Here is a 20,888-nt window from a genome sequence, read left to right as displayed (position 1 = left end):
AATAGAAACTCTAACATATTAAAAAGAGTCCGCTAAACTTCATGGAATTGAAGTTATATAAAATGGAGAGGGGAAATGAGAAAATGGTAAAATCAAGAATTGCTGCAGTCGATGTAGGTAACGATGCGTTAAAGGGGATATTCGGTAAGCTTGAGGGTCAATTCTATATTCCGAATATCATTGCACCAGATTTAGAGGATCGTCCCGTAATTGGAATAGAAGAATTAGATAAGAAAGATGTATTGGATAATATTCATATTCGTGTGCATTCTCCAGCGCTTGAAGAAAATGGCGTAATCTATCGGGTAGGTAATCTAGCAACTAAGTCTCAAAATTCGCGGGAGCTAGATCCAGGAAGCAGTAAATCTGAAGAAGATCAAACATTAATAATGCTCTTTGCTTCATTAGCATTGGATGCAGTGACGAGTGATGCATTTAAAGCAAAAGGTGATGTAATCGATGCAAATTATACATTAGGAACCGGTTTACCTTTACGAGAAGTGAAAGAAGGTAAAGATGTTGGCTATCGTTCCCAACTACTAGGATCTGTCCATCAAGTAGAATTTTTAGTAACACCGAAATACCAAGGAATCAAAGTAAATATTAAATTTGATGAAGTAAAAGTATATCCAGAAGGGTTTGCAGCATATGTAAACTTAATTATGGATAATGATTTAAAAGTTATTAACAAGGAACTATTAGATAAGCAAATATTAATTCAGGATATCGGTGGTTTGTCCACAGATGTGGCGGTTATTAGAAACCGTAATGTGGATGATGACAAGGCACAAGGGTTTAATTTAGGTGTTTCTGAATCATTAGAAGAAATTCGTGAGGAAATTCGTTCAAGACATGGTGTAGAACTTGATAGTCGTCGTGATGTTGTGGATATCATTACAAGAAAGAATGATCGCCACCACATTATGGTAAAAGGAAGCAGAACGAATGTCCATGATATTACGGATCATATTTTATTAGAGCTTGCGAAAAAGGAATATCGTTATTTAAAAAATGTATGGTCGAAAAACTCTCAATCAGAAATCTGCTATTTCGTTGGTGGTGGTTCTGCAGTATTGAAGGATTACATTAAAGCATTGAATAACAAGCTTGATGGCTTTAATATTGAATTCTTTGAGGATGAGCAAGAAAGTATTTGGATGATGGCAAATGCTTATTACAAATTGATTATGCAGTTTACACTTCAATCAGCACAGAATAATAATGTAAAAGGGCAAGAAGTAGCGGCAACAAAAGAACAGTAGGGTGAAGTCATGACGAAAAAAGGGATTGAACGGGGACAATCAATTACGTTTCGTGTTCCATCTGATACGCCGGATTATCTTTTGAAAGAACTCTCCTTGCTAAAGGAAAAGGAACGAAGAAACTTTTCTAGTACGATTGCGGGCTTTGTATTAAAGGCATTGAACGAATCACAGACGAAAGAAAGAGAAACGGTTACGATTCCGCTCCCCAAAAGGCTGACGAAAGAGCAGAGAAGCTGGCTGAAACATGAACATTCAGAAGCGTTAATTGGTAGCATTTTGTATCAATTATTAAATGATCCAATGCGAGCAACAACATTGCTTGCGTCGCTCAATAGTAATTCAAGTAATATCGATGATGCGCTGTATCTTCAAGAGACAAGCATTACGGAAGAAACCGATGAAGTCACTGAAACGGATGAAATGAGTTTAGATAATCTAGATCTTGATTCTATCGTATTGCCTGAACATGAAGAAACCAAGAAGGAAGAAGAAAACCCATTGGGAGATTTCTTCTCGAGTATGAATAAGTAAAGGTGGCTGTCGAATTATGATTAATTCGACAGCTCTTTTATTGAATGGCTTTTTGAATAAATGCTCTAATTAACGGGTGAACGATATTTTTTAATGCTGAACGTTCAGGTTGAAAAAGCGTCCCAATAAAGAAAGGATGATTAATTAGTTCCATAATACGAGCTTCTCCATCAGTATCAACCCCTACAACGCGCATACCTGCTTTCTCTAGTAAAGGAGCAAACTCAGGATTTAAACCATAATTACAAATTCCATACTGTTCAACAATCTTGGGATTCTCATATATTTCCGCAACTTTTGAGCCTTGTGTAAGTGTAAAAGTATGCGTCTTTTCACTCACCGAACAAGTGAGAGGAGCGACCAACAATAATGAAGAGGTAGGGTTCTCCTCAGCATGATCTGCTTCTGAAAGTTCCAAAACATTCCTAGCAAATTCAATAATCATATGCTGAAAACCTCCACATGTTCCTAGAAAGGGGACCTTATGTTTACGAGCAAATCGGATACCATTTAAGGCACCTTGCATACTCTTATAAGGACTAGCAGGAACTGACCAAAGTGCTTGAAATACAGTTAGCTTCTGTTCGAAATCAATTTCAAGTGAAGAAGTTGGTATCCACTCAATTTCAATTTGACAACCAAGTTCATTTGAAGCCAATTGAATAGCTTGAGGTATAGCGATATGCGCTACAACACTTGGGTCAAAATCACCAATTAATCCAATCTTACTCATAAAAGTACCTCTTCCATTTAAAAGTATTTTCATAACATAAAAAATGATTATAAGACTCTCTATATTTCAAGTCAAGTAAATTCTTCTTCATACAAAAAAAGGTAAGGGTTTGAAGTGAATTAGACACTCTCCCCTTTTAGAAATATGTGAGCTGGGACTTTCTCTGTGTCACAGGATATTAGTTTCATGGTAGTGCAATCCCTCTTGTTAGACAAGAAAAAACTTTCCTCCCTTATTGTAGTTAAATATAGTACATGGATGCAAGAGCTAATCGCTATCCATTACTTGTTAGAGTAAGAAAGCATGATGATCTTCCTCGTCGCTTGGGTAAGTGCGACTAATCCAGTATCGGTAATACATGATGACAACCCAGCTTTTCTAAAAGATAATAATGTCTTGTTTTATAAGCAAAAAGTCCCTCTAAGTATTGTGTTATTTTTAAAATAGTTAAAAATGTCTCGCGATTCGGAAGGTTATGTGATATAATCACGATTAAATATTTAGATACTTTAGTCTAGTAAAAGGGGGAAGTGTTATGAGGAAATTCACTTTAGTAATTGCAATTATTGGATTTATTTTTCTAGCAGGATGTGGATCGAATGAGGATAAAGACAATGGTGCCTCATCTGTCGGAGCTGAAGGAAAATATACAATTGGTGCCAGCCAATACGTGGAGCATCCGTCACTTGATAATGCGTATAAGGGATTCCAGGCGGCACTTGAAGAGGCAGGATTAGATGTTGAGTATAATTTGAAAAGCGCACAAAATGATCAAAATAATGTAAAGCCAATCTCTGACGGCTTCGTTGCGGATCAAGTTGATCTAATATTTGCAAACGCAACGCCAAGTGCACTTGGTGCATTACAAGCTACAAATGAAATTCCGATTGTTTTTACATCAGTAACCGATGCAGTTGGTGCTGGTTTAGTTCCCTCGATGGATGAGGCAGGGGCGAATATTACCGGTGTCGTTGATCTTCATCCAGATGCAATTAAAGAAACGGTCAAATTTATCAATGCCAATTTCCCTGATGCAAAAGTTGGAATGGTTTATAATGCTGGTGAGCAAAATTCTGTTTCACAGGTTGATGCGGTAAAAGCTGCTGCAGAAGGAACGAGCATTGAAATTGTTGAGCGTACCGTAGCGAATTCCGCTGAGGTACAACAAGCAACGACAACGCTTGTCGGTGAAGTAGATGTACTTTATATCATTACAGATAATACAGTCGTTTCTGCACTTGAGAGTGTTGTTGGTGTAGCGAATGAACAGGATATTCCACTTATTGTTGGGGAGCCTGATTCATTAGGTAGAGGTGGTTTTGCGACATTTGGTATCGACTACTATACGATTGGATATCGTGCAGGGGAAATGGCTGCGGATATTTTAACAGGTGAGAAATCTGTAAGTGATATTCCAGCAGAGTATCCACCAGAAATCGAATTATTTATCAATAAAGATGCTGCTGAGGAGCAAGGTATTGAGTGGAACGATGAATGGGATGACACAGCGCAATTTGTAGAACCAACAAAATAAGATTAGGCGTGCTAGCTATATGTGGCGACTCATGCGATTAATACATCAAGAATAGGTAGAAAGGAAGGAATTCATGTTTATATCAATATTCGGTGCCATGGAATCAGGAATCATCTATGCGATTATGGCTTTAGGGGTATATTTAACATTCCGCATTTTAGATTTTCCTGATCTTACTGTGGAAGGGAGCTTTGTAACAGGAGCAGCAGTAGCGGCATCTTCTATCGTAAATGGGATTCCTCCTATTACTGCAACCATTCTCGCTGCATTTGCCGGCTTTATTGCCGGATGTTTAACTGGAGTTCTTCATACGAAGGGAAAAATTAACCCATTATTAGCGGGTATCCTAATGATGACTGCCTTGTACTCGATTAATTTACGAATCATGGGTCAACCGACCGTTTCATTATTACAAGAAACAACACTATTTGATCAGCTCGGATCGATTTGGAGTGCAACGGGAATAGATACTTTCCTAAATAACCTATTGTCTGCAATTGGCATAGAACAACTGCCAACAACATGGGCAATTTTGTTAGTCATGATTGTTGTTACCATCATTATTAAGCTTCTAACGGATTATTTCCTAAAGACGGAAGTTGGTCTTGCACTCCGGGCAATTGGGGATAACAAGAAAATGATTCGTAGTCTTTCGGCAAATACGGATTTATTGATTATCTTCGGTGTTGGTATATCGAATGCACTAGTTGCCACTGCAGGTGGGTTAATTGGTCAGCTTGGTGGCTTTGCAGATGCGAATATGGGTCTGGGTTTGATTGTCATTGGGCTTGCGTCGATTATTATTGGTGAAGCATTATTTAGTACTAAAACGATTGCAAAAGCAACCCTTGCAGTAATTCTAGGAGCGATTATTTATCGGATCATTGTCACATTGGCATTAAGAATCGACTTCATGGAGACTGGCGATATGAAAATGATTACGGCGATTATTGTTATTGCGGCCTTGGTTGTCCCAAAAATAGTGCAGACTAGGAAGGAAAACAAACGTAGGCAAGTAAAACGCGCGCAACAGAGGGGGAATCGCGATGCTTGAACTAAATAATATATCCATTACATTTAATGAGGGCACTCCTGACGAGAAGAAGGCACTGAACAATATTAATCTCCGACTTGAAGAAGGCGATTTTATTACCGTAATAGGGAGTAATGGAGCTGGAAAATCCACACTAATGAATGTTATTTCTGGTAACCTTATGCCCGATCTTGGTGATGTGATCATTGATGGGAAGCAAATGGTACATTTACCGGAGTATAAGCGTTCTGCATTTATTGGCCGGGTTTTTCAAGATCCAATGGCAGGAACCTCTCCCTCCATGACGATTGAGGAAAATTTAGCAATCGCGTATTCACGCAATAAGAAACGAAAGCTTAGACCTGGTGTTACGAAACAGCGGAGGGAAATGTTTAAGGATAGCTTAAAAGCCTTGAACCTAGGGCTGGAAAATCGCTTAACGGCAAAGGTTGGTTTACTGTCAGGAGGGGAAAGACAGGCGCTCTCCCTTTTAATGACGACATTTACAGAGCCAAGTATTTTACTGTTAGATGAGCATACAGCAGCACTTGATCCTTCAAGAGCTGCGTTAATCACAAGTTTGACAGAGACTGTTGTACGGAACTCTGGATTAACAACATTAATGGTAACCCATAATATGCAGCAAGCGCTGGATTTAGGAAATCGGTTAATCATGATGGATAAGGGACAAATTATTTTTGATGTTCATGGTGAAGAGAAAGTGAAACTCACGATTGAAGATTTACTGCATGAATTTAAACGGATTAGGGGCATCGAGTTTGAAGATGATCGGGTTGTTTTGGGGTAATATAGAATAGAATTGGAAAAACGTAAAAGTCAGAACTATGATTCAAAATTCTTTCGTTAGAATTCGAATTAGTTCGGATTTTTTCTTTTATAGCTCGGCAATTGTATGGGAGTTTGCTCGAATCAGGCCAGTGCTCGCTCGAAATAGATGGTAGGTCGCTCGAATCAGGTCAGTGCTCGCTCGAAATAGATGGTAGGTCGCTCGAATCAGGCCAGTGCTCGCTCGAAATTGTATGGGAGTCGCTCGAATCAAGCTAGTGCTCGCTCGAATTTGAGGCGCAGTTACTCGTTTAAGCAGATGCCTCCTTGATAATAAAAAAGAAGGCGTCCCATGTCGGACACCTTCTACAAACTCAATTATTCTTATACAACACCTTGTGCAATCATTGCGTCGGCTACTTTTCTAAATCCGGCAATATTTGCTGCTGCTTCGAGATTGCCTTCTAGTTCAAACTCTTCAGCAGCATCGATACAGTTTTGGTAAATGTTTTTCATGATTTCATGTAGCTTCTCGTCGACTTCCTCAAACGTCCAGGATAAACGCATGCTGTTTTGTGACATTTCTAATGATGAAACCGCTACTCCGCCTGCATTAACTGCCTTCGCTGGTCCGAATAACACTTTATTTTCAAGGAATACATCGATTGCCTCTGGAGTTGAAGGCATATTCGCACCCTCAGCAACGGCTTTTACATTATTTCGAACCAATGTTAATGCTGCTTGCTCATCGAGTTCGTTTTGTGTTGCGCATGGAAGGGCGACATCACATGGAATCGTCCAAATACCGGAACATCCTTCAGAATAAGATGCTTCTGGATGTTTATTAACATATTCACTTATTCTTCCAGCATTGACTTCTTTAATTTGTTTTACTGTTTCAAGATTAATTCCGTTCGAATCGTAAATATAACCATTGGAATCACTGCATGCGACAATCCTTGCGCCGAGTTCCATTGCTTTTTCCATTGCATAGATAGAAACATTACCAGAGCCGGAAACGACTACAGTACTTCCTTTTAATGAAAATCCGCTATCCTTTAGCATTTCTTGAAGAAAATAAATTGTTCCGTAACCAGTGGATTCCGTACGTCCTAAACTACCGCCATAGCCGATGCCCTTGCCAGTTAGAACACCTGCTTCAAAGGCGCCGCGAATCTTCTTATATTGGCCAAACATATAGCCGATTTCTCTTGCGCCAACACCGATATCGCCGGCAGGAATGTCGACATTTGGTCCGATATATTTCGAAAGCTCCATCATAAAGCTTTGACAAAAACGCATAATCTCATTGTCTGATTTACCTTTTGGATCAAAATCAGCGCCACCTTTTCCGCCGCCAATTGGTTGACCTGTTAAGGAGTTCTTAAATGTTTGCTCAAAACCAAGGAATTTGATTATACTTGAGTCTACAGATGGATGGAATCGTAAGCCGCCTTTATATGGTCCAAGAGCACTGTTGAATTGTACGCGTAGCCCGCGATTTACCCTTGTTTTTCCATTGTCATCAACCCATGGGACACGGAATGTAATGAGACGCTCAGGTTCTGTAATTTGTTCTAATATTCCTTTTTCCATATATATTGGATATTTAGCTAGAAGGGGTACTAGTGATCTGAGGAATAATGCTACAGCTTGATGGAATTCTTTCTCACTGTAGTTACGCTTTACAACAGTTGTATAAATCTCATCTAAATAATCATGTACGCGTTTAGTATTGTCGGTTGACATTGCTTTAGTTAAATTCATAATAGCATAAAATCCTCCTTTTAAAATCCATCTTTTTTACTGTTCTTATTATTGTACACAATTTAATTCATCTAAACAATATAAAAAATAGATATAAATGATGCCGATATGAGATAATGGAATGGAGGTGAGGAGAATGGAACTTAGGCAAATCCTCTATTTTATTGAGGTTGCAAAGCGGGAACATGTAACAAAAGCGGCGGATAGTTTGCATGTTGCACAATCTGCTGTAAGTCGGCAACTCTTTAAATTAGAAGATGAATTAGGTGTTGATCTATTTATAAGAGAAGGACGTAATGTTCGATTAACCCCAATTGGCAGAGTCTTTCTTGAGCATATGGAGCGGGCGACACATGTAATCGATGATGCCCTGCAAGTGATTGAGGAATATACTGACCCTGAACAAGGTACCATTCATATCGGTTTTCCAAGCAGTTTAGCATCGTATATTTTGCCAACGGCTATTTCTGCATTCCGTGAGCAATATCCACATGCGAAATTTAAGCTAACCCAGGGCTCTTACCATAATTTAAAAGAAGCAGTAAAAAAGGGAGAAATCAATCTAGCGCTTTTAGCACCAGTTCCAATGAATGAACCGAAATTAATTGGAACGGTATTATTTATAGAAAATATTGTTGCACTATTACCGAAGAGTCATCCACTCGCAAAAGACAGATCCATCAATTTAAATCAATTACGACAAGAGGCCTTCGTATTATTCCCGGAGAACTTTGTTTTACGCAATATCATTATTGAAGCATGTCAACGTGTAGGTTTCAAGCCAATGGTTTCCTTTGAAGGAGAGGACATTGATTCTATTAAAGGACTTGTCTCAGCGGGACTTGGAATCTCGTTAGTTCCAGAAATCACCTTGGTTGATAATGTGCCACATGCCGCTGTTAGGGTTCCAGTCACAGAACCGGAAGTTACTCGCTCGGTAGGCGTTGTGATTCCAAGTGACAGACAATTACTCCCAACAGAAAAATTATTTTATGAATTTCTGCAGGCATTTTTCCACCGTTTGGAGAAATTTCAGAACTAAATGTCGAATAAATAGGACTTGCATTCTTATGGGGAACATGATACGATTTATACAACATATAGAGTGGTATTTTAATTGAGGATACTATATCTTGTGGTTTGCCGTACGGATTTATACAACATGAAAGAGCAAAAAGCATATCCTGACTGATATTAACCAGCCGTTCATTCCACAATGAACCGGCTTTATTATTTTATTTTACCTGGGGAGGAAGTAATAAAATGCCTACAGCTATTATTGCGAATCAAATTACGATCAACGAATTAATTGATGAATTATCCAAGGGGCTGCAAATCAGCACGGATCAATATAAAGAAAAAGCAGCACATGCCATTAACGAAGAAATGACCAATGAAAAGAAAATGGATGTTCTAAGTAAACTAGCATTAGAGAATATTGATGAAGCAGAGCCAGACTGGACATTCCTCGCTAGCAGATTATATTTAACAAACCTTTATGAACAAGCATCAAGTAATAGAGAAAATGGGACAAACCCATATGGAAATTTCCAAGGCTTAATCGAAAAACTGACAGAAATCGGGATATACTCCCCATTACTTCTCGAAAAATATACAAAGAAGGAAATTAGCGAATTATCGAAATCGATTGATCCTGAACGTGATTACTTATTTAATTATTTAGGTTTATATACACTTTCTACTCGTTATTTAGCAACGGATCATAATAAAAATACGTACGAGCTTCCACAAGAACGATGGATGGTTATTGCGATGTATTTAATGCAGGATGAGGTTGTAGCACACCGTTTAACACTTGTTAAAGAGGCATACTGGGCACTTTCCAACCTTTATATGACAGTTGCAACACCAACACTTAATAATGCAGGGAAGACACATGGACAGCTTTCTAGCTGCTTTATCGACACAGTAGATGATAATTTGCAGGCAATCTATGATAGTAATACAGATGTTGCGAATCTATCAAAAAATGGCGGTGGACTTGGTGTTTACATGGGTAAAATCCGTTCAAGAGGCAGCTCAATTAAAGGGTTCAAAGGCATGTCGAGTGGTGTGGTACCTTGGATTAAGCAACTAAACAACACAGCAGTAAGTGTCGATCAGCTTGGCACAAGAAAAGGCGCTATCGCAATTTACTTGGATGTTTGGCATCGGGATATCGAACCGTTCCTTGATTTGAAATTAAATAATGGGGATGATCGTCAGCGCGCCCACGATATTTTTACCGGTGTAACGATTCCAGACATTTTCATGGAAGCTCTTGAAGCGAGAGATGATTGGCATTTATTTGATCCACACGAAGTACGCCAAGTGATGGGATTCTCTTTAGAAGATTACTATGATGAAGAAAAAGGGAACGGATCCTTTAGAGAAAAATATCAGGCATGTGTAGCAAATGAAGCCTTGTCTAGAAAAACAGTAAAAGCAATCGATATTATGAAAAGAATTATGATATCTCAGCTTGAAACTGGTACGCCATTCATGTTTTACCGCGATGAAGTAAATAGACAAAACGTGAACACACATCAAGGAATGATTTATTGCTCGAATCTATGTACAGAAATAACACAAAATCAATCTCCGACACAATTATTAGAAGAATATATTGAAGATGAAGATATTGTCATCAAGAAATATAAATCAGGAGACTTTGTTGTTTGTAATTTAAGCTCGATTAATCTAGGTAGGGCTGTTCCTGCAGGGGTATTGGAAAAACTCATTCCAATACAAGTGAGAATGCTTGATAATGTTATTGACATTAATAACCTGCCAGTAAAACAAGCGACAATAACGAATAATAAATATCGCGCAATTGGACTTGGTACGTTCGGATGGCATCATCTTTTAGCATTGAAAAACATCAAATGGGAAACAGATGAAGCGGTAACCTATGCAGATGGGTTATATGAGAAGATTGCGTACCTTACAATCGAAGCGAGCATGAATTTAAGTAAAGAAAAAGGAAGCTATCCATACTTTGAAGGAAGTAAATGGAATACTGGTGAATACTTCTCAGCAAAAGGATATACGAATGAATTATGGCAATCACTTGCAAATGAAGTGAAAGAGAATGGAATTAGAAATAGTTACCTAATGGCAGTAGCACCAAACTCGTCAACATCCATGATTGCTGGATCAACTGCAAGTATCGACCCTGTATTTAAACCGTTTTATAGTGAGGAGAAAAAGGATTTCCGTATTCCAGTTACGGCACCAGATCTTGATCATAACACATATGATGTTTACCGCCGTTCTGCATATATTGTCGATCAGCGTTGGTCTGTGAAGCAAAATGCGGCGCGTCAAAAGCATATTGATCAAAGTATTTCCTTTAACTTCTATGTGCCGAATACAATTCGTGCATCTGTATTATTAGACCTTCATATCCAAGCGTGGAGAGAAGGACTTAAAACAACGTATTATGTACGATCGACGTCAAATGATATTGAAGAATGTGAGTGGTGTGAAAGTTGAGGATAATCATTGCATACCTGTCTTATAGTGGGAACACAAAGGAAATTGCTGAATTAATTGAATCGAGAATGTTAGAGGAGAATATTTCAGTAGAGATGCATCGAATCGGGATTGACCGCCCGTTTAATCCTGAAGACTATGATTATGTATTTATCGGAACCTTTACATGGGCAAAAGGCAGCACGCCAGACGAAGTGAAAGACCTTATTCTTGAAATTGGTTATAAACCAGATAATATTGCAATATTTGGCTCTGGAGACACCCAATTTGGTGGGGATGACCTTTTCTGCAAGGCAGCAATTAAGCTTGCAAAGTTCTATAATAGCAAGTGGGAGCCATTGAAGATTGAACAATCACCACGTGGCAGTCAAGAAGCTATGGTTGATGAATGGATTGAAGGAGTGTTACAGGATGCCAAGAGCATTGCTTAATAAAGCGAAGACATTAGAGCCGTTATTCCCAAATAAGTCAACAGCACTATTTGGCGGGGAATCTAGTGGGATTTTAAATTGGAATGATATTGCTTATCCACATTGGTATAAAATGTATAAACGTTTAGTAGGGAATTACTGGCAAGCAGATGAAATTAATATGTCCAGTGATGTGAAGCAATTTCCGTCATTATCGAAGGCAGAGCAGGATGCATATTTAAAAATTATTGGCCTGCTTGCAACATTGGATGCACCACAAACGAGAACGGCATTACTTATATCTCTATACGCAACAGACGCATCGGTTCAGTCGATTATGGCTGTAGTTGCCCAGCAGGAAGCAGTTCACAATGAGAGTTACTCATATGTACTATCATCCGTTGTATCACTAAATGAGCAAAATAAATCTTTTCAGCATGGGAGAAAAGATCCTGTACTGCTTAAGCGAAATGAAAATTTAGTGAAGCAATACAATGAATTTGTGGAAGAACCAACGATTGAGAATATCCTTAAGACATTAGTCTATACATCATTGCTTGAAGGAATGTTCTTCTATTCTGGTTTTGCCTTCTTCTATAATTTAGCACGAAATAATAAAATGGTTGGTACGTCAACGATGATTAGCTATATCAATCGTGATGAGCTAGAGCATGGACGTTTTATTGCGGAACTATTCCGTGCAACCTTAGCAGAAAATCCAGAGTATAATACACCAGCATTTACCGATTGGGTTTATGCGCATTTTAAAGAATCGGTTGAATTAGAAATGGAATGGTCGAAATATGTGTTAGCAGATGTAGAAGGCATTGATTTGGAGGAGATGGCTGGTTACATTAAATATCGTGCAAATAAAATGCTGCGTATGATGGGGCTAAGTGAGGTTTATTCAGAAAATGTGGATAACCCAATGAAATGGATCCGTGCATATGTGGATAACTTTGACGGTACAAAAACAGACTTCTTTGAACAAAAGTCAAGACAATATACGAAAACAAGCGATCTCAACGGGTTTGATGATCTATAAGAACGATAGGAATCGGCAGGTAGCTGATTCCTATTTTTGTATTAACAGCTTTAAAGATATGCACAAAATATCCACAATATCCCCAGTATGCACATTTTTTTAAGAAAATTATTTTGTAATATCCTTTTTAGTTTACCGTTACGTGAACGATTATATGCTATGATTTGTATTATCAGATATGCAGAGAAAAAAGGGGGTAATACTTTGAGTGAAAAAGAAGAGGTCATCAAAATGATTCAGGAGCTTCAAGACAATGTATCTTTCGAGGAAATATTAAGAGAGCTATATATCCATATTAAATTCCAGCGCGGTGTACAGGAGCTAAATGAGGAAAGAAGTAATACGATTAAGCTGGAAGCAGATAAGTGGTTGCAATAATAATGACAACAAACGCTGTTCTTATAAAGAGAACAGCGTTTGTTACGTTAATTGAAATAATTTATTAAGCCATTTGTTATTGCTTGTGCTACTTTATATTGGTAATCAGATGTTTGAATCATTGATAAGTCGTATGGATTTGTAATAAAACCAAGCTCCATTAATATGGATGGTGCATACGTTGAACGCAAGACTTTGTAATGCTCTTGTATAATGCCACGATTATTTAAATTAACATTACTAACAAGAGACGAATGGACACTCTGTGCTAGCTGATGGTCAGTATCACTAGAATAATAGGTACTCACACCTTGGACCCCAAGAATTGGAAATGCATTATAATGCAAGCTAATAAATGCATCCGTATTGTAGGAGTTGCTAATTTGTGCACGCTCGTCAAGTGAGATATAATAATCGCCTAATCTCGTAACAATGACGTCTGCTCCTGCATCGCGCAGTTGTTGTACTACAATGTCAGAAGTACTTGAAACGAGGTCTTTCTCATAAACCCCACCGAGCCCTATTGCCCCTGGGTCGTTTCCACCATGTCCAGGATCAATTACAATATTGTAGCCAGCAAGTGATCCACCGGTGTTTACAGTTGAATCGTCATCAACGGTATGTACTGGAGTTGATTGCGTAGTATTCCCCGTTGTTGTGGCTTTATCTGTAAGCCATGATGCAACCCATCCTTTAGATCCATTCGCTAATGAAACCTGATGCCAATCACCTTCTGTTGCTACTAAATGATACGTATCACCAGCGTAAGTGGAACCAATGCTCGAATAGCTCGTATCTGGGCCTGTGCGAATATTTACACCGTTAGCAGTGATGGTCACACTTTCTAATGTTTGGGTAGTTGTTGTTGCAACATTATCATTGGCAGGCTGATTATTCGTTGTTGGAATAAGATGATGCTTCGCAATCCATCCAACTTGTCCTCCATAATACGTTTGTACCCATCCGTATTTCTCTTGGAAAACCATGACATTGTTCCCTTTACTTAATAAGCCTAAAATCTCCGCATTATTGCTAGGCTCACTTCTTACGTTAAGTACGGCTGAACTAACTTCATAGGTTTGTCCTTCCTGTGCATGGCCTGTAGTTGGTATCAGTAAAAGTAAAAATAGCAAGAAACCAATACTGAAACTAAAGTTGCGTAAAAATCTCATGTGAACCTCCTTATTATGACTATCATCTTAATAATATTACGAATGCATAGTCATAACAAGTAATTTTTTCCAAATTCGTTCAGAGGGACTAGAAAGTTCGTTATTTTTTCCTATTAATTTTCTGAATATACTAGGAACCATTCATCTAATTTCTCTTATAATAGGTATAAAGCTAGGGAAAAGCCTCCTAGCCTCTATATTGTTGGAGGTAATAATATAGAGGCGGCATTTAATGCTGTAAGGTCGTGTTTCATTTCTCCAGGTCTACTTGCTTTGCCGATGACATACCCAGCAAAGGTCATTCCGTAATATTGACATATATAGTTAAATTGTTGGATAAGTGGTAGTCCCTTTACACGTGGATTATCACCACCCACAGCAATTAAGTATGCCTGCTTTTGCTTTAAATCTCCTCTGAAGTGGGAAAAATGGGGTGTCTTCATGATTTGCGACCAGCGATCGATAAATATCTTCATCGGTCCTGACAATCCATACCAATAAATTGGGGTTGCGAAGACAATAATATCATGCTCTAACATTTGCGTAATCAGCTTTTCGTGATCGTCCGATACTTGATGGAAACCAAAGGCATCATGGCGTTCATCAATGATTGGCTGTATGAAATGATCCCGTAAATAAATATGAGTACCTTTTTCCTTTGGTACCGCGTGATACGTTAAATACTCGGTATTGCCATTTTCTCTTGTTGAACCATGAATAACCGCGACTTTCATTGTTTAACCTCCTAGATGAATCGAAATGAAAAAAATTGGTTTATTTACAGGAGTTTTTATTAGAAAAGTAGAATGGATATGTAGGGATCAATCTCTTTATTATGAATATATATGAAATGAAACCAAATAACATGTAAATAATTAATATAGGGGTGTAATCATGAAATTTGCGATGAATTATTCGGTTGAATCAAAGCAATTACTGACTGATGGGAAAATCGATATCGATCTCTTTAAATGTCCGGATTTTGATCAACAATTAATTCAAATTGCACAGGGATTGAGACCAGCATACGTTCATTTTGCATTGTATGCAGGACAAAGTAATATGGAACAGGTTGATTGGGCGTTTATCGATGGTTTACGTAAAAAAACGGATACTCCTTTTGTAAATTTACATATGGTTGCAAACAGTGACGACTATCCTGAAATCGATATTGCTAGTGAAGATCCACACCATCAACAGCAAGTGTTAGAAACGGTCTTGCACGATATTCATCAGGTAACAGAACGGTTTGGAGCGGAAACTGTTATTTTAGAAAATGTGATTTTTCGCCCGGACGGAGATACGCAACAGGCCATTATAAAGCCTGAGCTAATTACGAGGATTATCCACGAGACCAAATGTGGATTGCTACTTGATCTAGCACATGCACAAATGACGAGTAAGTTCTTAGGGATAGATGTTCATGATTATATAAACCAACTCCCCTTAGAAGCATTACGTGAACTGCATGTGACAGGAATTCAGCAGGTTGATGACCGGCTTTATGAACATATGCCACTTTCAGATGATAATTGGCAGCTAGTTGAATGGGCGATGGAAAATATAAAACAGGGAATTTGGCCGGAACCGTGGGCCGTATCCTATGAATATGGTGGTGTTGGACCCAAATTGGAATGGCGCTCAGAGTCAAAGGTAATGGCAGAACAAGTGCCGAGATTATTTGAGCTGGTGAAGGGCAGTCAGCCAGTTAGGAAATTTACTGTGAAATAGCGGGTTATTCCACATATAGTGGGTAGTGAAGCAATAGCAAATAAAAAAGGGGCTTTGAGAAAGACAACGGGTTCGGTCTTGGAGCACAAAAGGTAAATAAATATTATAAAGAGATGTAAAAACAACTGGATTGGTAATAAGGCCGTGGGAAAAGAATAAATATTTGGTTATTAATGTTAATATAAATATGGAAAATGTGATGGATTGTGCTTAAACTTACGGCACAGGTTGAATAAGATTTTTGATAGTAAGTAATATGAGTTATTTATAGAAGAAATGATTTTCTTAAAGAAGCAGTTAACATCTGCTTCTTATTTTTAAACTAAAATGGAAAGCTAGCTTTACATAAACAACAGATAGTATTATACTAAAATGGAAAGTGAGCTTTACATAAAAAATGGAGGAGTGAAAATGAAAAATAAACTTGAAGAAATTAGAAAACGGCATAGTATTACACAAGAAGAACTTGCAAAAAAACTTGATGTAACGAGACAAACAATCGGTTCACTAGAAAATGGAAGATATAATCCATCTATACTACTTGCTTTTAAAATCGCTAAATTGTTTAAAATAAATATTGAAGAAATATTTATATATGAGGAGGACTCTGAAAATGAAAAACTTTAATTATGTATTTATTGGAGTATTAATTCTAATGTTAATTGGTTCATCAGTTGGTATGTTTTTTTTAGGTGGATTTACGCCAAAAACTATATCTATAATTGTTGGAGTAATGGCTGTATGTTTAATTACAAATGGTATACGGAATAGCTTCTTTGTTAGAGAAAAAGAAAAAGATGAACGAAATATTAGCATTGTAAACAAAGCAAAAGCAAAGGCTTTTGATGTTATGGGAATAATATTTGGTATTCTAATCATTACATATGTAATGTTAGAAAATAATTTATTTATTATTTTACTTGCTATTGCAGCTTATTTATTTATTTTTTTAATCTATTTAATTTACTTTACTAAATACCATAAAGAAATGTAATGGTTTTAAATTTGGGAAATTCCGTAATAGTTCTACAACCAATGGGGAGCAATACTTCTTTATTAGGAAAAATCAGCTAATAGAATCTAATTTCTTATTGCATTAACTGGTGAGTTAATTGGAGAAAGAAAACAATAATTGATGAGAAAACAGCTTGTAGAATCGAGTAGTTTTTGTATGGTCATTGCATATAGATGCTGTCCTTTAAATCAAATTGTTTACCCGTAATGGCTGATGATTTATCATACTAATAAACATAAATAATCGCATACAAATTATATAGCGCATATTAAGCTACATTTTCTTGCTGATTTGGTTAACAATTCTACACTATTTCCATTACTAATTGCTTTTAAACCCTTGTAAATCAAGAAAAATAGAGGATCTAATTCATCAGTGAATTGTACCTCCATTTCAGTTACTTTTTTATATTTTGTGACTCAAAGCCTCATTGAAATATTAAGTTTTGCCAATTAAGCCGGAATGCGTTTCTTCTGCTGCATTAGGAATAAAAACACACCGACTAAAACAATAAGCCCACCGAAAATTTGTAGCACGCTTAGACGTTCTCCTAATAGTACAACTGCTAAGGCCGTCGCACCAACAGGCTCACCCAAGATGCTCATTGAAATGAATGTGGCATTTACATAGTTTAATAGCCAATTATTAATGACGTGGGAAACTGTCGGAACGATTGCAAGTAAGAGAAAAATCCCCCATTCCCTTGTCTCATAATGAAATAAAGGGACACTTGCGATGATATTAAACAACGTTAAGACAATTGCGGCAAACAGAAAGACACAGAAACTATAAATCCAGTGAGAAACTTTCTTCACTGCATTTTGTCCAATTAATAAATAGCAAACAACTGCAATGACACAGAGGAATGAAAGGATATCACCGATAATTGCCTGGTGACTTAAGCCAAAATCTCCCCAGCCAACCATTACTGCCCCAATTACAGCAATTCCCATCGTTAACATTGCTGCACCTGTTGCCCGTTCTTTATATAAGAAAAAACCGCCGATCAGGGAAATAATTGGTTGTAATGCAAGGATAATTGTTGAACTTGCGACGGTTGTTAATTGCAATGAGCCAAACCAAAGGGCGAAGTGAAGGGCTAAAAAGAAGCCAGAGAAGAATAATAAATACCATCCTCTTTTGGTTATTTTTCGAAATTCGCTCCGATTACGCCAGACCATTGGAAATAAAAATAATGAAGCAAACCACATGCGATACATGCTTGAAATTGTTGGTGGCGCATCTGACCATTTTACGAAGATGGCTGAAAAAGAAATGGCGATAATCGAGATAATTAATGGCAGTGAAAAATTTCTTGAATTGTTACTATGGTTCACTATATTTCGCTCTCCTTGTTGCTGAATTCATTTATAACTATCCAATTATAGCTTATGTGATGTTACTAAACAATCGGTTTTTTTCTTTAGTGTAGGAGGCTTGTTAACTTTTAGATAAACTGTGGATTACTTTAATGTGCTAAGGGCTCTCAGGCCAAGCGCTCCAGAAATACACTACGCGCATCTTAGGGAGCTGGCGAGCCTTCTTGTCCTTGCACACTTCGAAGTCTCCGTGTTTTTCTTCCGCTGGAGATAGAGCAGAAAGTTATGATAAAGGAGTCGCTTACAGAATGAAAACCGATGTTAATTGAAGTGCAGCAATAAAATCTATTGTGTGAGTAGCCACATCACTTCATATCTAAAATCAAAATCGTCACTAATCTACACTCTACTTAAACTATACATAATAATTTTGTAATATTCTCTAGCCGTGACAAACAAAAAGGACCGGGCCGCTTTTTGCCCGATCTTCCTGTAAATATTATGCGCGGATCCATTTCCAAATTTCAGCTGGGGAAGCATTTTTGCCGTACATTAAAATACCAACCTTGAATATTTTTCCTGCTAGCTTCATACATAGCCAGATGCTAATCAGCAGGATTGCTAGACCGATAATGATTTCAATCCATGGCCATTCTTCCAGCATGGAAAGTCTTAATATCATGACACCAGGTGAGCTGAAGGGAATATAAGTGCCGATTTGTGCGATTAAGCCGCTGGGATTGCCAATCACAGGGCCAATAAAGGCGAATGGCAGGAATGGCAGCATCATCACAAATCCTTGGAAGTTTCCAGCTGTTGTCATGTCGGACATTGTTGCACCGATTCCAACGAAAATCGCTGCAAATAATAAGTAGCCAAGTAAGGCAACAACGGATAAAAGCAGTGTCTCTGGAACAAGTAGATATTCCATAATTGGCATGTCAAATTTCCAGATTACTAGTGGAACAAGGAAGACTAGTAAGACAGCAACTTGAATAAGTCCCAATATGAAATAACCGATAATTTTCCCTTGCATTAATTCTGTTGGTGTAATTGATGATAAAATGATTTCGGCAATTTTATCTTTCTTTTCCTGTGATGCACTTTGGAAAATCGCCATCCCTGTAAATACGATTGAGATGAAAATGATTCCTGCAAAAGCACCAGGTACGATCCGTTCTAAAAATTCTTCAGGTGATGCTGTTTCTAGTCCTGCTTCACCAGTTTCAGCCTCTGACTCCTCTGTGGATATTTCTTCAAAAACAACTCCATTTGAAACCATCGCTAATTGCTCAACAGATAGACCAAGCTGTTCTAACTGTAAGGTCTGAAGCGGGGTTGTCAAAAATTGAACCTCATTCATAAAAGCTACATCTATCTCTTCGCTTGTATAAACAGGGACAACGCCGTCGGTAAGCACTTGCTCATTTAAAAATAAATAGGCTGTATTTTCGCTGTCTTCCAGTGCTGCAGCTGCTGCTTCTTCTTCACTTAAATCAGTTTTACTCAGCTGCCAATTAAAGCCAACCTCTTCGACAATACTTTCGATATCTGTATATAAATTTAATTCATCATGAATATAGACCTGTGTTAACTCTGAATTGTCATCGTCACTGCTGAAAAGACCAGGTAAGGTAAACCCGAGAATCATTAAAAGCGGTGTTAAAAACAATCCAATCAAATATGATTTATTTTTCATGTTCCGTTTTATTTCCCATTTAGCAACTTTCCTCGAATTACGCATCACTTGCACCTGCTTCCTGTAGTAAGTTTTTCCCTGTTGCGATATCGATAAAGATTTCGTGAAGGGAAACGCGATTCATTTTCAGTTCATTTATTACGAGATGTTCAGGTAAAGATCTAAGCCATTTGGATGGATTAACATTCTTTGATAAATAGAGAGTGGCACTATTATCATGTTGTTCGACACGTTCTACATCAGCAATTGCTTCAAGATCCTGCAGCTGATTTCTCCCATTAATTGTACATTTGAAATTAGCATATTCCGTTTTAACTTCATCTAATGTGCCATAGATAACTTTATGTCCTTTTTGAATCATAAAGAGTCGGTCACACATTTCCTCCACTAGATTCATTTGATGCGAGGAGAGTAGAATCGCAGTACCTTGATCTGCTAAACTCCGAATCTCTTCCTTAAATAGTTCCTGGCTAACTGGATCAAGCCCAGAGAATGGTTCATCTAAAATAAGCAGTTCTGGTTCATGCAGGATGGAGCCAATAAATTGTACTTTTTGTCCCATTCCTTTTGACAGTTCCTCGATCGATACCTTTTCTTTTCCTTCTAAATCAAATTTCTTCAAATACATGAGGATTCGCTCTTTTGCTTTATCTAATGGATAGTCTTTCAAATCAGCGAGATACAGTAAGATATCCATTACTTTTACATTTTTATAAAGTCCACGTTCCTCTGGAAGATAGCCAATTTTATGCCGAGGTATTTCATTGCCCTTGTAATTATGAAAGGTAATGGAGCCTGCGTCCGGATACATGATTCCCATAATGTTCCGGATGGTAGTTGATTTTCCGGCACCATTTGGTCCAAGGATTGCCATGATTTCTCCTTTTCGAACCTCAAAGGAGATGTTATGTAGTACTTTCTTGTCTTTGAATGATTTCTCTAAACCGTCAATTGATAACATTATTTCCAATGTAT

The 20,888-nt window shown here is 37.7% G+C and carries 20 protein-coding genes; 13 read left to right on the top strand and 7 right to left on the bottom strand.

Going from position 1 to position 20,888, the window contains the following annotated elements; all coding sequences use genetic code 11:
• Positions 1 to 83: 83 nt before the first annotated feature.
• Both CWR48_RS01395 and CWR48_RS01390 read left to right on the top strand, forming a co-directional pair.
• Entirely contained in the window at positions 84 to 1,262 is a 1,179-nt protein-coding gene (locus CWR48_RS01395; RefSeq protein ID WP_115771246.1) for a ParM/StbA family protein, read from the top strand.
• Between the two features lie 9 nt (positions 1,263 to 1,271).
• Entirely contained in the window at positions 1,272 to 1,796 is a 525-nt protein-coding gene (locus tag CWR48_RS01390; protein ID WP_115771245.1) for a hypothetical protein, read from the top strand.
• Positions 1,797 to 1,833: 37 nt separating this feature from the next.
• Here CWR48_RS01390 and CWR48_RS01385 read toward each other — a convergent pair whose 3' ends face one another.
• The gene (locus CWR48_RS01385) at positions 1,834 to 2,529 is read right to left on the bottom strand and encodes a CTP synthase C-terminal region-related (seleno)protein (protein WP_115771244.1); all 696 of its coding nucleotides are present in this window, start codon (positions 2,527 to 2,529) and stop codon (positions 1,834 to 1,836) included.
• Positions 2,530 to 3,064: 535 nt separating this feature from the next.
• Here CWR48_RS01385 and CWR48_RS01380 point away from each other — a divergent pair.
• The 3 genes from CWR48_RS01380 to CWR48_RS01370 all read left to right on the top strand — a co-directional run bounded on the left by CWR48_RS01380 (position 3,065) and on the right by CWR48_RS01370 (position 5,904).
• Positions 3,065 to 4,063 carry an ABC transporter substrate-binding protein gene (locus CWR48_RS01380; protein ID WP_115771243.1) on the top strand — a complete coding sequence of 333 codons (999 nt, stop codon included), beginning with the start codon at positions 3,065 to 3,067 and terminating at the stop codon, positions 4,061 to 4,063.
• Positions 4,064 to 4,136: 73 nt separating this feature from the next.
• Entirely contained in the window at positions 4,137 to 5,117 is a 981-nt protein-coding gene (locus CWR48_RS01375; RefSeq protein ID WP_115771242.1) for an ABC transporter permease, read from the top strand.
• Complete coding sequence (locus tag CWR48_RS01370; RefSeq protein WP_115771241.1) at positions 5,110 to 5,904, top strand: ABC transporter ATP-binding protein; 795 nt, start codon at positions 5,110 to 5,112, stop codon at positions 5,902 to 5,904. Before CWR48_RS01375 ends, CWR48_RS01370 begins: the two co-directional genes overlap by 8 nt.
• Positions 5,905 to 6,266: 362 nt before the next feature.
• Here the strand turns inward: CWR48_RS01370 and gdhA are convergent, their stop codons facing one another.
• Entirely contained in the window at positions 6,267 to 7,631 is a 1,365-nt protein-coding gene (gdhA, locus tag CWR48_RS01365; protein WP_425453857.1) for an NADP-specific glutamate dehydrogenase, read from the bottom strand.
• 154 nt (positions 7,632 to 7,785) lie between these two features.
• Here gdhA and gltC point away from each other — a divergent pair, with 154 nt between their 5' ends.
• The 5 genes from gltC to CWR48_RS20255 all read left to right on the top strand — a co-directional run bounded on the left by gltC (position 7,786) and on the right by CWR48_RS20255 (position 12,977).
• Positions 7,786 to 8,691 carry a glutamate biosynthesis transcriptional regulator GltC gene (gltC, locus tag CWR48_RS01360; protein ID WP_115771239.1) on the top strand — a complete coding sequence of 302 codons (906 nt, stop codon included), beginning with the start codon at positions 7,786 to 7,788 and terminating at the stop codon, positions 8,689 to 8,691.
• A 221-nt stretch (positions 8,692 to 8,912) separates the two neighbouring features.
• Entirely contained in the window at positions 8,913 to 11,144 is a 2,232-nt protein-coding gene (locus CWR48_RS01355; protein WP_115771238.1) for a ribonucleoside-diphosphate reductase subunit alpha, read from the top strand.
• Positions 11,141 to 11,575, top strand: coding sequence for a flavodoxin (locus CWR48_RS01350; protein WP_115771237.1), 435 nt, complete (start codon positions 11,141 to 11,143; stop codon positions 11,573 to 11,575). The genes CWR48_RS01355 and CWR48_RS01350 overlap by 4 nt, the downstream gene beginning before the upstream one ends.
• Positions 11,556 to 12,599: a ribonucleotide-diphosphate reductase subunit beta gene (locus CWR48_RS01345; protein ID WP_115771236.1), complete on the top strand. Its 1,044-nt coding sequence runs from the start codon at positions 11,556 to 11,558 to the stop codon at positions 12,597 to 12,599. Before CWR48_RS01350 ends, CWR48_RS01345 begins: the two co-directional genes overlap by 20 nt.
• Positions 12,600 to 12,803: 204 nt before the next feature.
• Positions 12,804 to 12,977: a hypothetical protein gene (locus CWR48_RS20255; protein WP_170140658.1), complete on the top strand. Its 174-nt coding sequence runs from the start codon at positions 12,804 to 12,806 to the stop codon at positions 12,975 to 12,977.
• 47 nt (positions 12,978 to 13,024) lie between these two features.
• Here the strand turns inward: CWR48_RS20255 and CWR48_RS01340 are convergent, their stop codons facing one another.
• Both CWR48_RS01340 and CWR48_RS01335 read right to left on the bottom strand, forming a co-directional pair.
• Complete coding sequence (locus CWR48_RS01340; protein WP_115771235.1) at positions 13,025 to 14,149, bottom strand: N-acetylmuramoyl-L-alanine amidase family protein; 1,125 nt, start codon at positions 14,147 to 14,149, stop codon at positions 13,025 to 13,027.
• A 194-nt stretch (positions 14,150 to 14,343) separates the two neighbouring features.
• Positions 14,344 to 14,883, bottom strand: a complete 540-nt coding sequence (locus CWR48_RS01335) for a flavodoxin family protein (protein ID WP_115771234.1) — start codon at positions 14,881 to 14,883, stop codon at positions 14,344 to 14,346.
• 160 nt (positions 14,884 to 15,043) lie between these two features.
• Between CWR48_RS01335 and CWR48_RS01330 the strand changes: the two genes are divergently transcribed.
• From CWR48_RS01330 to CWR48_RS01320, 3 genes are all read left to right on the top strand, one after another.
• Positions 15,044 to 15,880: a multinuclear nonheme iron-dependent oxidase gene (locus CWR48_RS01330; protein ID WP_115771233.1), complete on the top strand. Its 837-nt coding sequence runs from the start codon at positions 15,044 to 15,046 to the stop codon at positions 15,878 to 15,880.
• Positions 15,881 to 16,291: 411 nt separating this feature from the next.
• Positions 16,292 to 16,507 carry a helix-turn-helix transcriptional regulator gene (locus tag CWR48_RS01325; protein WP_115771232.1) on the top strand — a complete coding sequence of 72 codons (216 nt, stop codon included), beginning with the start codon at positions 16,292 to 16,294 and terminating at the stop codon, positions 16,505 to 16,507.
• The gene (locus CWR48_RS01320) at positions 16,494 to 16,874 is read left to right on the top strand and encodes a DUF2178 domain-containing protein (protein WP_211316665.1); all 381 of its coding nucleotides are present in this window, start codon (positions 16,494 to 16,496) and stop codon (positions 16,872 to 16,874) included. Before CWR48_RS01325 ends, CWR48_RS01320 begins: the two co-directional genes overlap by 14 nt.
• Positions 16,875 to 17,347: 473 nt before the next feature.
• Here the strand turns inward: CWR48_RS01320 and CWR48_RS01315 are convergent, their stop codons facing one another.
• The 3 genes from CWR48_RS01315 to CWR48_RS01305 all read right to left on the bottom strand — a co-directional run bounded on the left by CWR48_RS01315 (position 17,348) and on the right by CWR48_RS01305 (position 20,874).
• Positions 17,348 to 18,232 (bottom strand): DMT family transporter, encoded by an 885-nt coding sequence (locus CWR48_RS01315; RefSeq protein WP_115771231.1) that lies wholly within the window; start codon positions 18,230 to 18,232, stop codon positions 17,348 to 17,350.
• A gap of 481 nt (positions 18,233 to 18,713) precedes the next feature.
• Positions 18,714 to 19,958: an ABC transporter permease gene (locus CWR48_RS01310; protein ID WP_115771230.1), complete on the bottom strand. Its 1,245-nt coding sequence runs from the start codon at positions 19,956 to 19,958 to the stop codon at positions 18,714 to 18,716.
• Positions 19,951 to 20,874, bottom strand: a complete 924-nt coding sequence (locus CWR48_RS01305; RefSeq protein WP_425453856.1) for an ABC transporter ATP-binding protein — start codon at positions 20,872 to 20,874, stop codon at positions 19,951 to 19,953. Before CWR48_RS01305 ends, CWR48_RS01310 begins: the two co-directional genes overlap by 8 nt.
• Between the last annotated feature and the right edge of the window lie 14 nt (positions 20,875 to 20,888).

Origin of the sequence: Oceanobacillus arenosus (genome assembly GCF_003369575.1) — a bacterium.
Lineage (GTDB): Bacteria > Bacillota > Bacilli > Bacillales > Amphibacillaceae > Oceanobacillus > Oceanobacillus arenosus.
Note: the sequence above shows the minus strand (reverse complement) of the source record. Positions and strands in the feature narration are given on the sequence as shown.

What these genes read in the sequence shown, in the direction of transcription:
- gdhA (WP_425453857.1), bottom strand. Translation starts at nt 7,631, where the DNA reads ATGTCAACCGACAATACTAAACGCGTACATGATTATTTAGATGAGATT.
- CWR48_RS01370 (WP_115771241.1), top strand. Translation starts at nt 5,110, where the DNA reads ATGCTTGAACTAAATAATATATCCATTACATTTAATGAGGGCACTCCT.
- CWR48_RS01375 (WP_115771242.1), top strand. Translation starts at nt 4,137, where the DNA reads ATGTTTATATCAATATTCGGTGCCATGGAATCAGGAATCATCTATGCG.
- CWR48_RS01340 (WP_115771235.1), bottom strand. Translation starts at nt 14,149, where the DNA reads ATGAGATTTTTACGCAACTTTAGTTTCAGTATTGGTTTCTTGCTATTT.
- CWR48_RS01335 (WP_115771234.1), bottom strand. Translation starts at nt 14,883, where the DNA reads ATGAAAGTCGCGGTTATTCATGGTTCAACAAGAGAAAATGGCAATACC.
- CWR48_RS01355 (WP_115771238.1), top strand. Translation starts at nt 8,913, where the DNA reads ATGCCTACAGCTATTATTGCGAATCAAATTACGATCAACGAATTAATT.
- CWR48_RS01310 (WP_115771230.1), bottom strand. Translation starts at nt 19,958, where the DNA reads ATGCGTAATTCGAGGAAAGTTGCTAAATGGGAAATAAAACGGAACATG.
- gltC (WP_115771239.1), top strand. Translation starts at nt 7,786, where the DNA reads ATGGAACTTAGGCAAATCCTCTATTTTATTGAGGTTGCAAAGCGGGAA.
- CWR48_RS01325 (WP_115771232.1), top strand. Translation starts at nt 16,292, where the DNA reads ATGAAAAATAAACTTGAAGAAATTAGAAAACGGCATAGTATTACACAA.
- CWR48_RS01345 (WP_115771236.1), top strand. Translation starts at nt 11,556, where the DNA reads ATGCCAAGAGCATTGCTTAATAAAGCGAAGACATTAGAGCCGTTATTC.
- CWR48_RS01385 (WP_115771244.1), bottom strand. Translation starts at nt 2,529, where the DNA reads ATGAGTAAGATTGGATTAATTGGTGATTTTGACCCAAGTGTTGTAGCG.
- CWR48_RS01320 (WP_211316665.1), top strand. Translation starts at nt 16,494, where the DNA reads ATGAAAAACTTTAATTATGTATTTATTGGAGTATTAATTCTAATGTTA.
- CWR48_RS01305 (WP_425453856.1), bottom strand. Translation starts at nt 20,874, where the DNA reads ATGTTATCAATTGACGGTTTAGAGAAATCATTCAAAGACAAGAAAGTA.
- CWR48_RS01390 (WP_115771245.1), top strand. Translation starts at nt 1,272, where the DNA reads ATGACGAAAAAAGGGATTGAACGGGGACAATCAATTACGTTTCGTGTT.
- CWR48_RS01330 (WP_115771233.1), top strand. Translation starts at nt 15,044, where the DNA reads ATGAAATTTGCGATGAATTATTCGGTTGAATCAAAGCAATTACTGACT.
- CWR48_RS01395 (WP_115771246.1), top strand. Translation starts at nt 84, where the DNA reads ATGGTAAAATCAAGAATTGCTGCAGTCGATGTAGGTAACGATGCGTTA.
- CWR48_RS01380 (WP_115771243.1), top strand. Translation starts at nt 3,065, where the DNA reads ATGAGGAAATTCACTTTAGTAATTGCAATTATTGGATTTATTTTTCTA.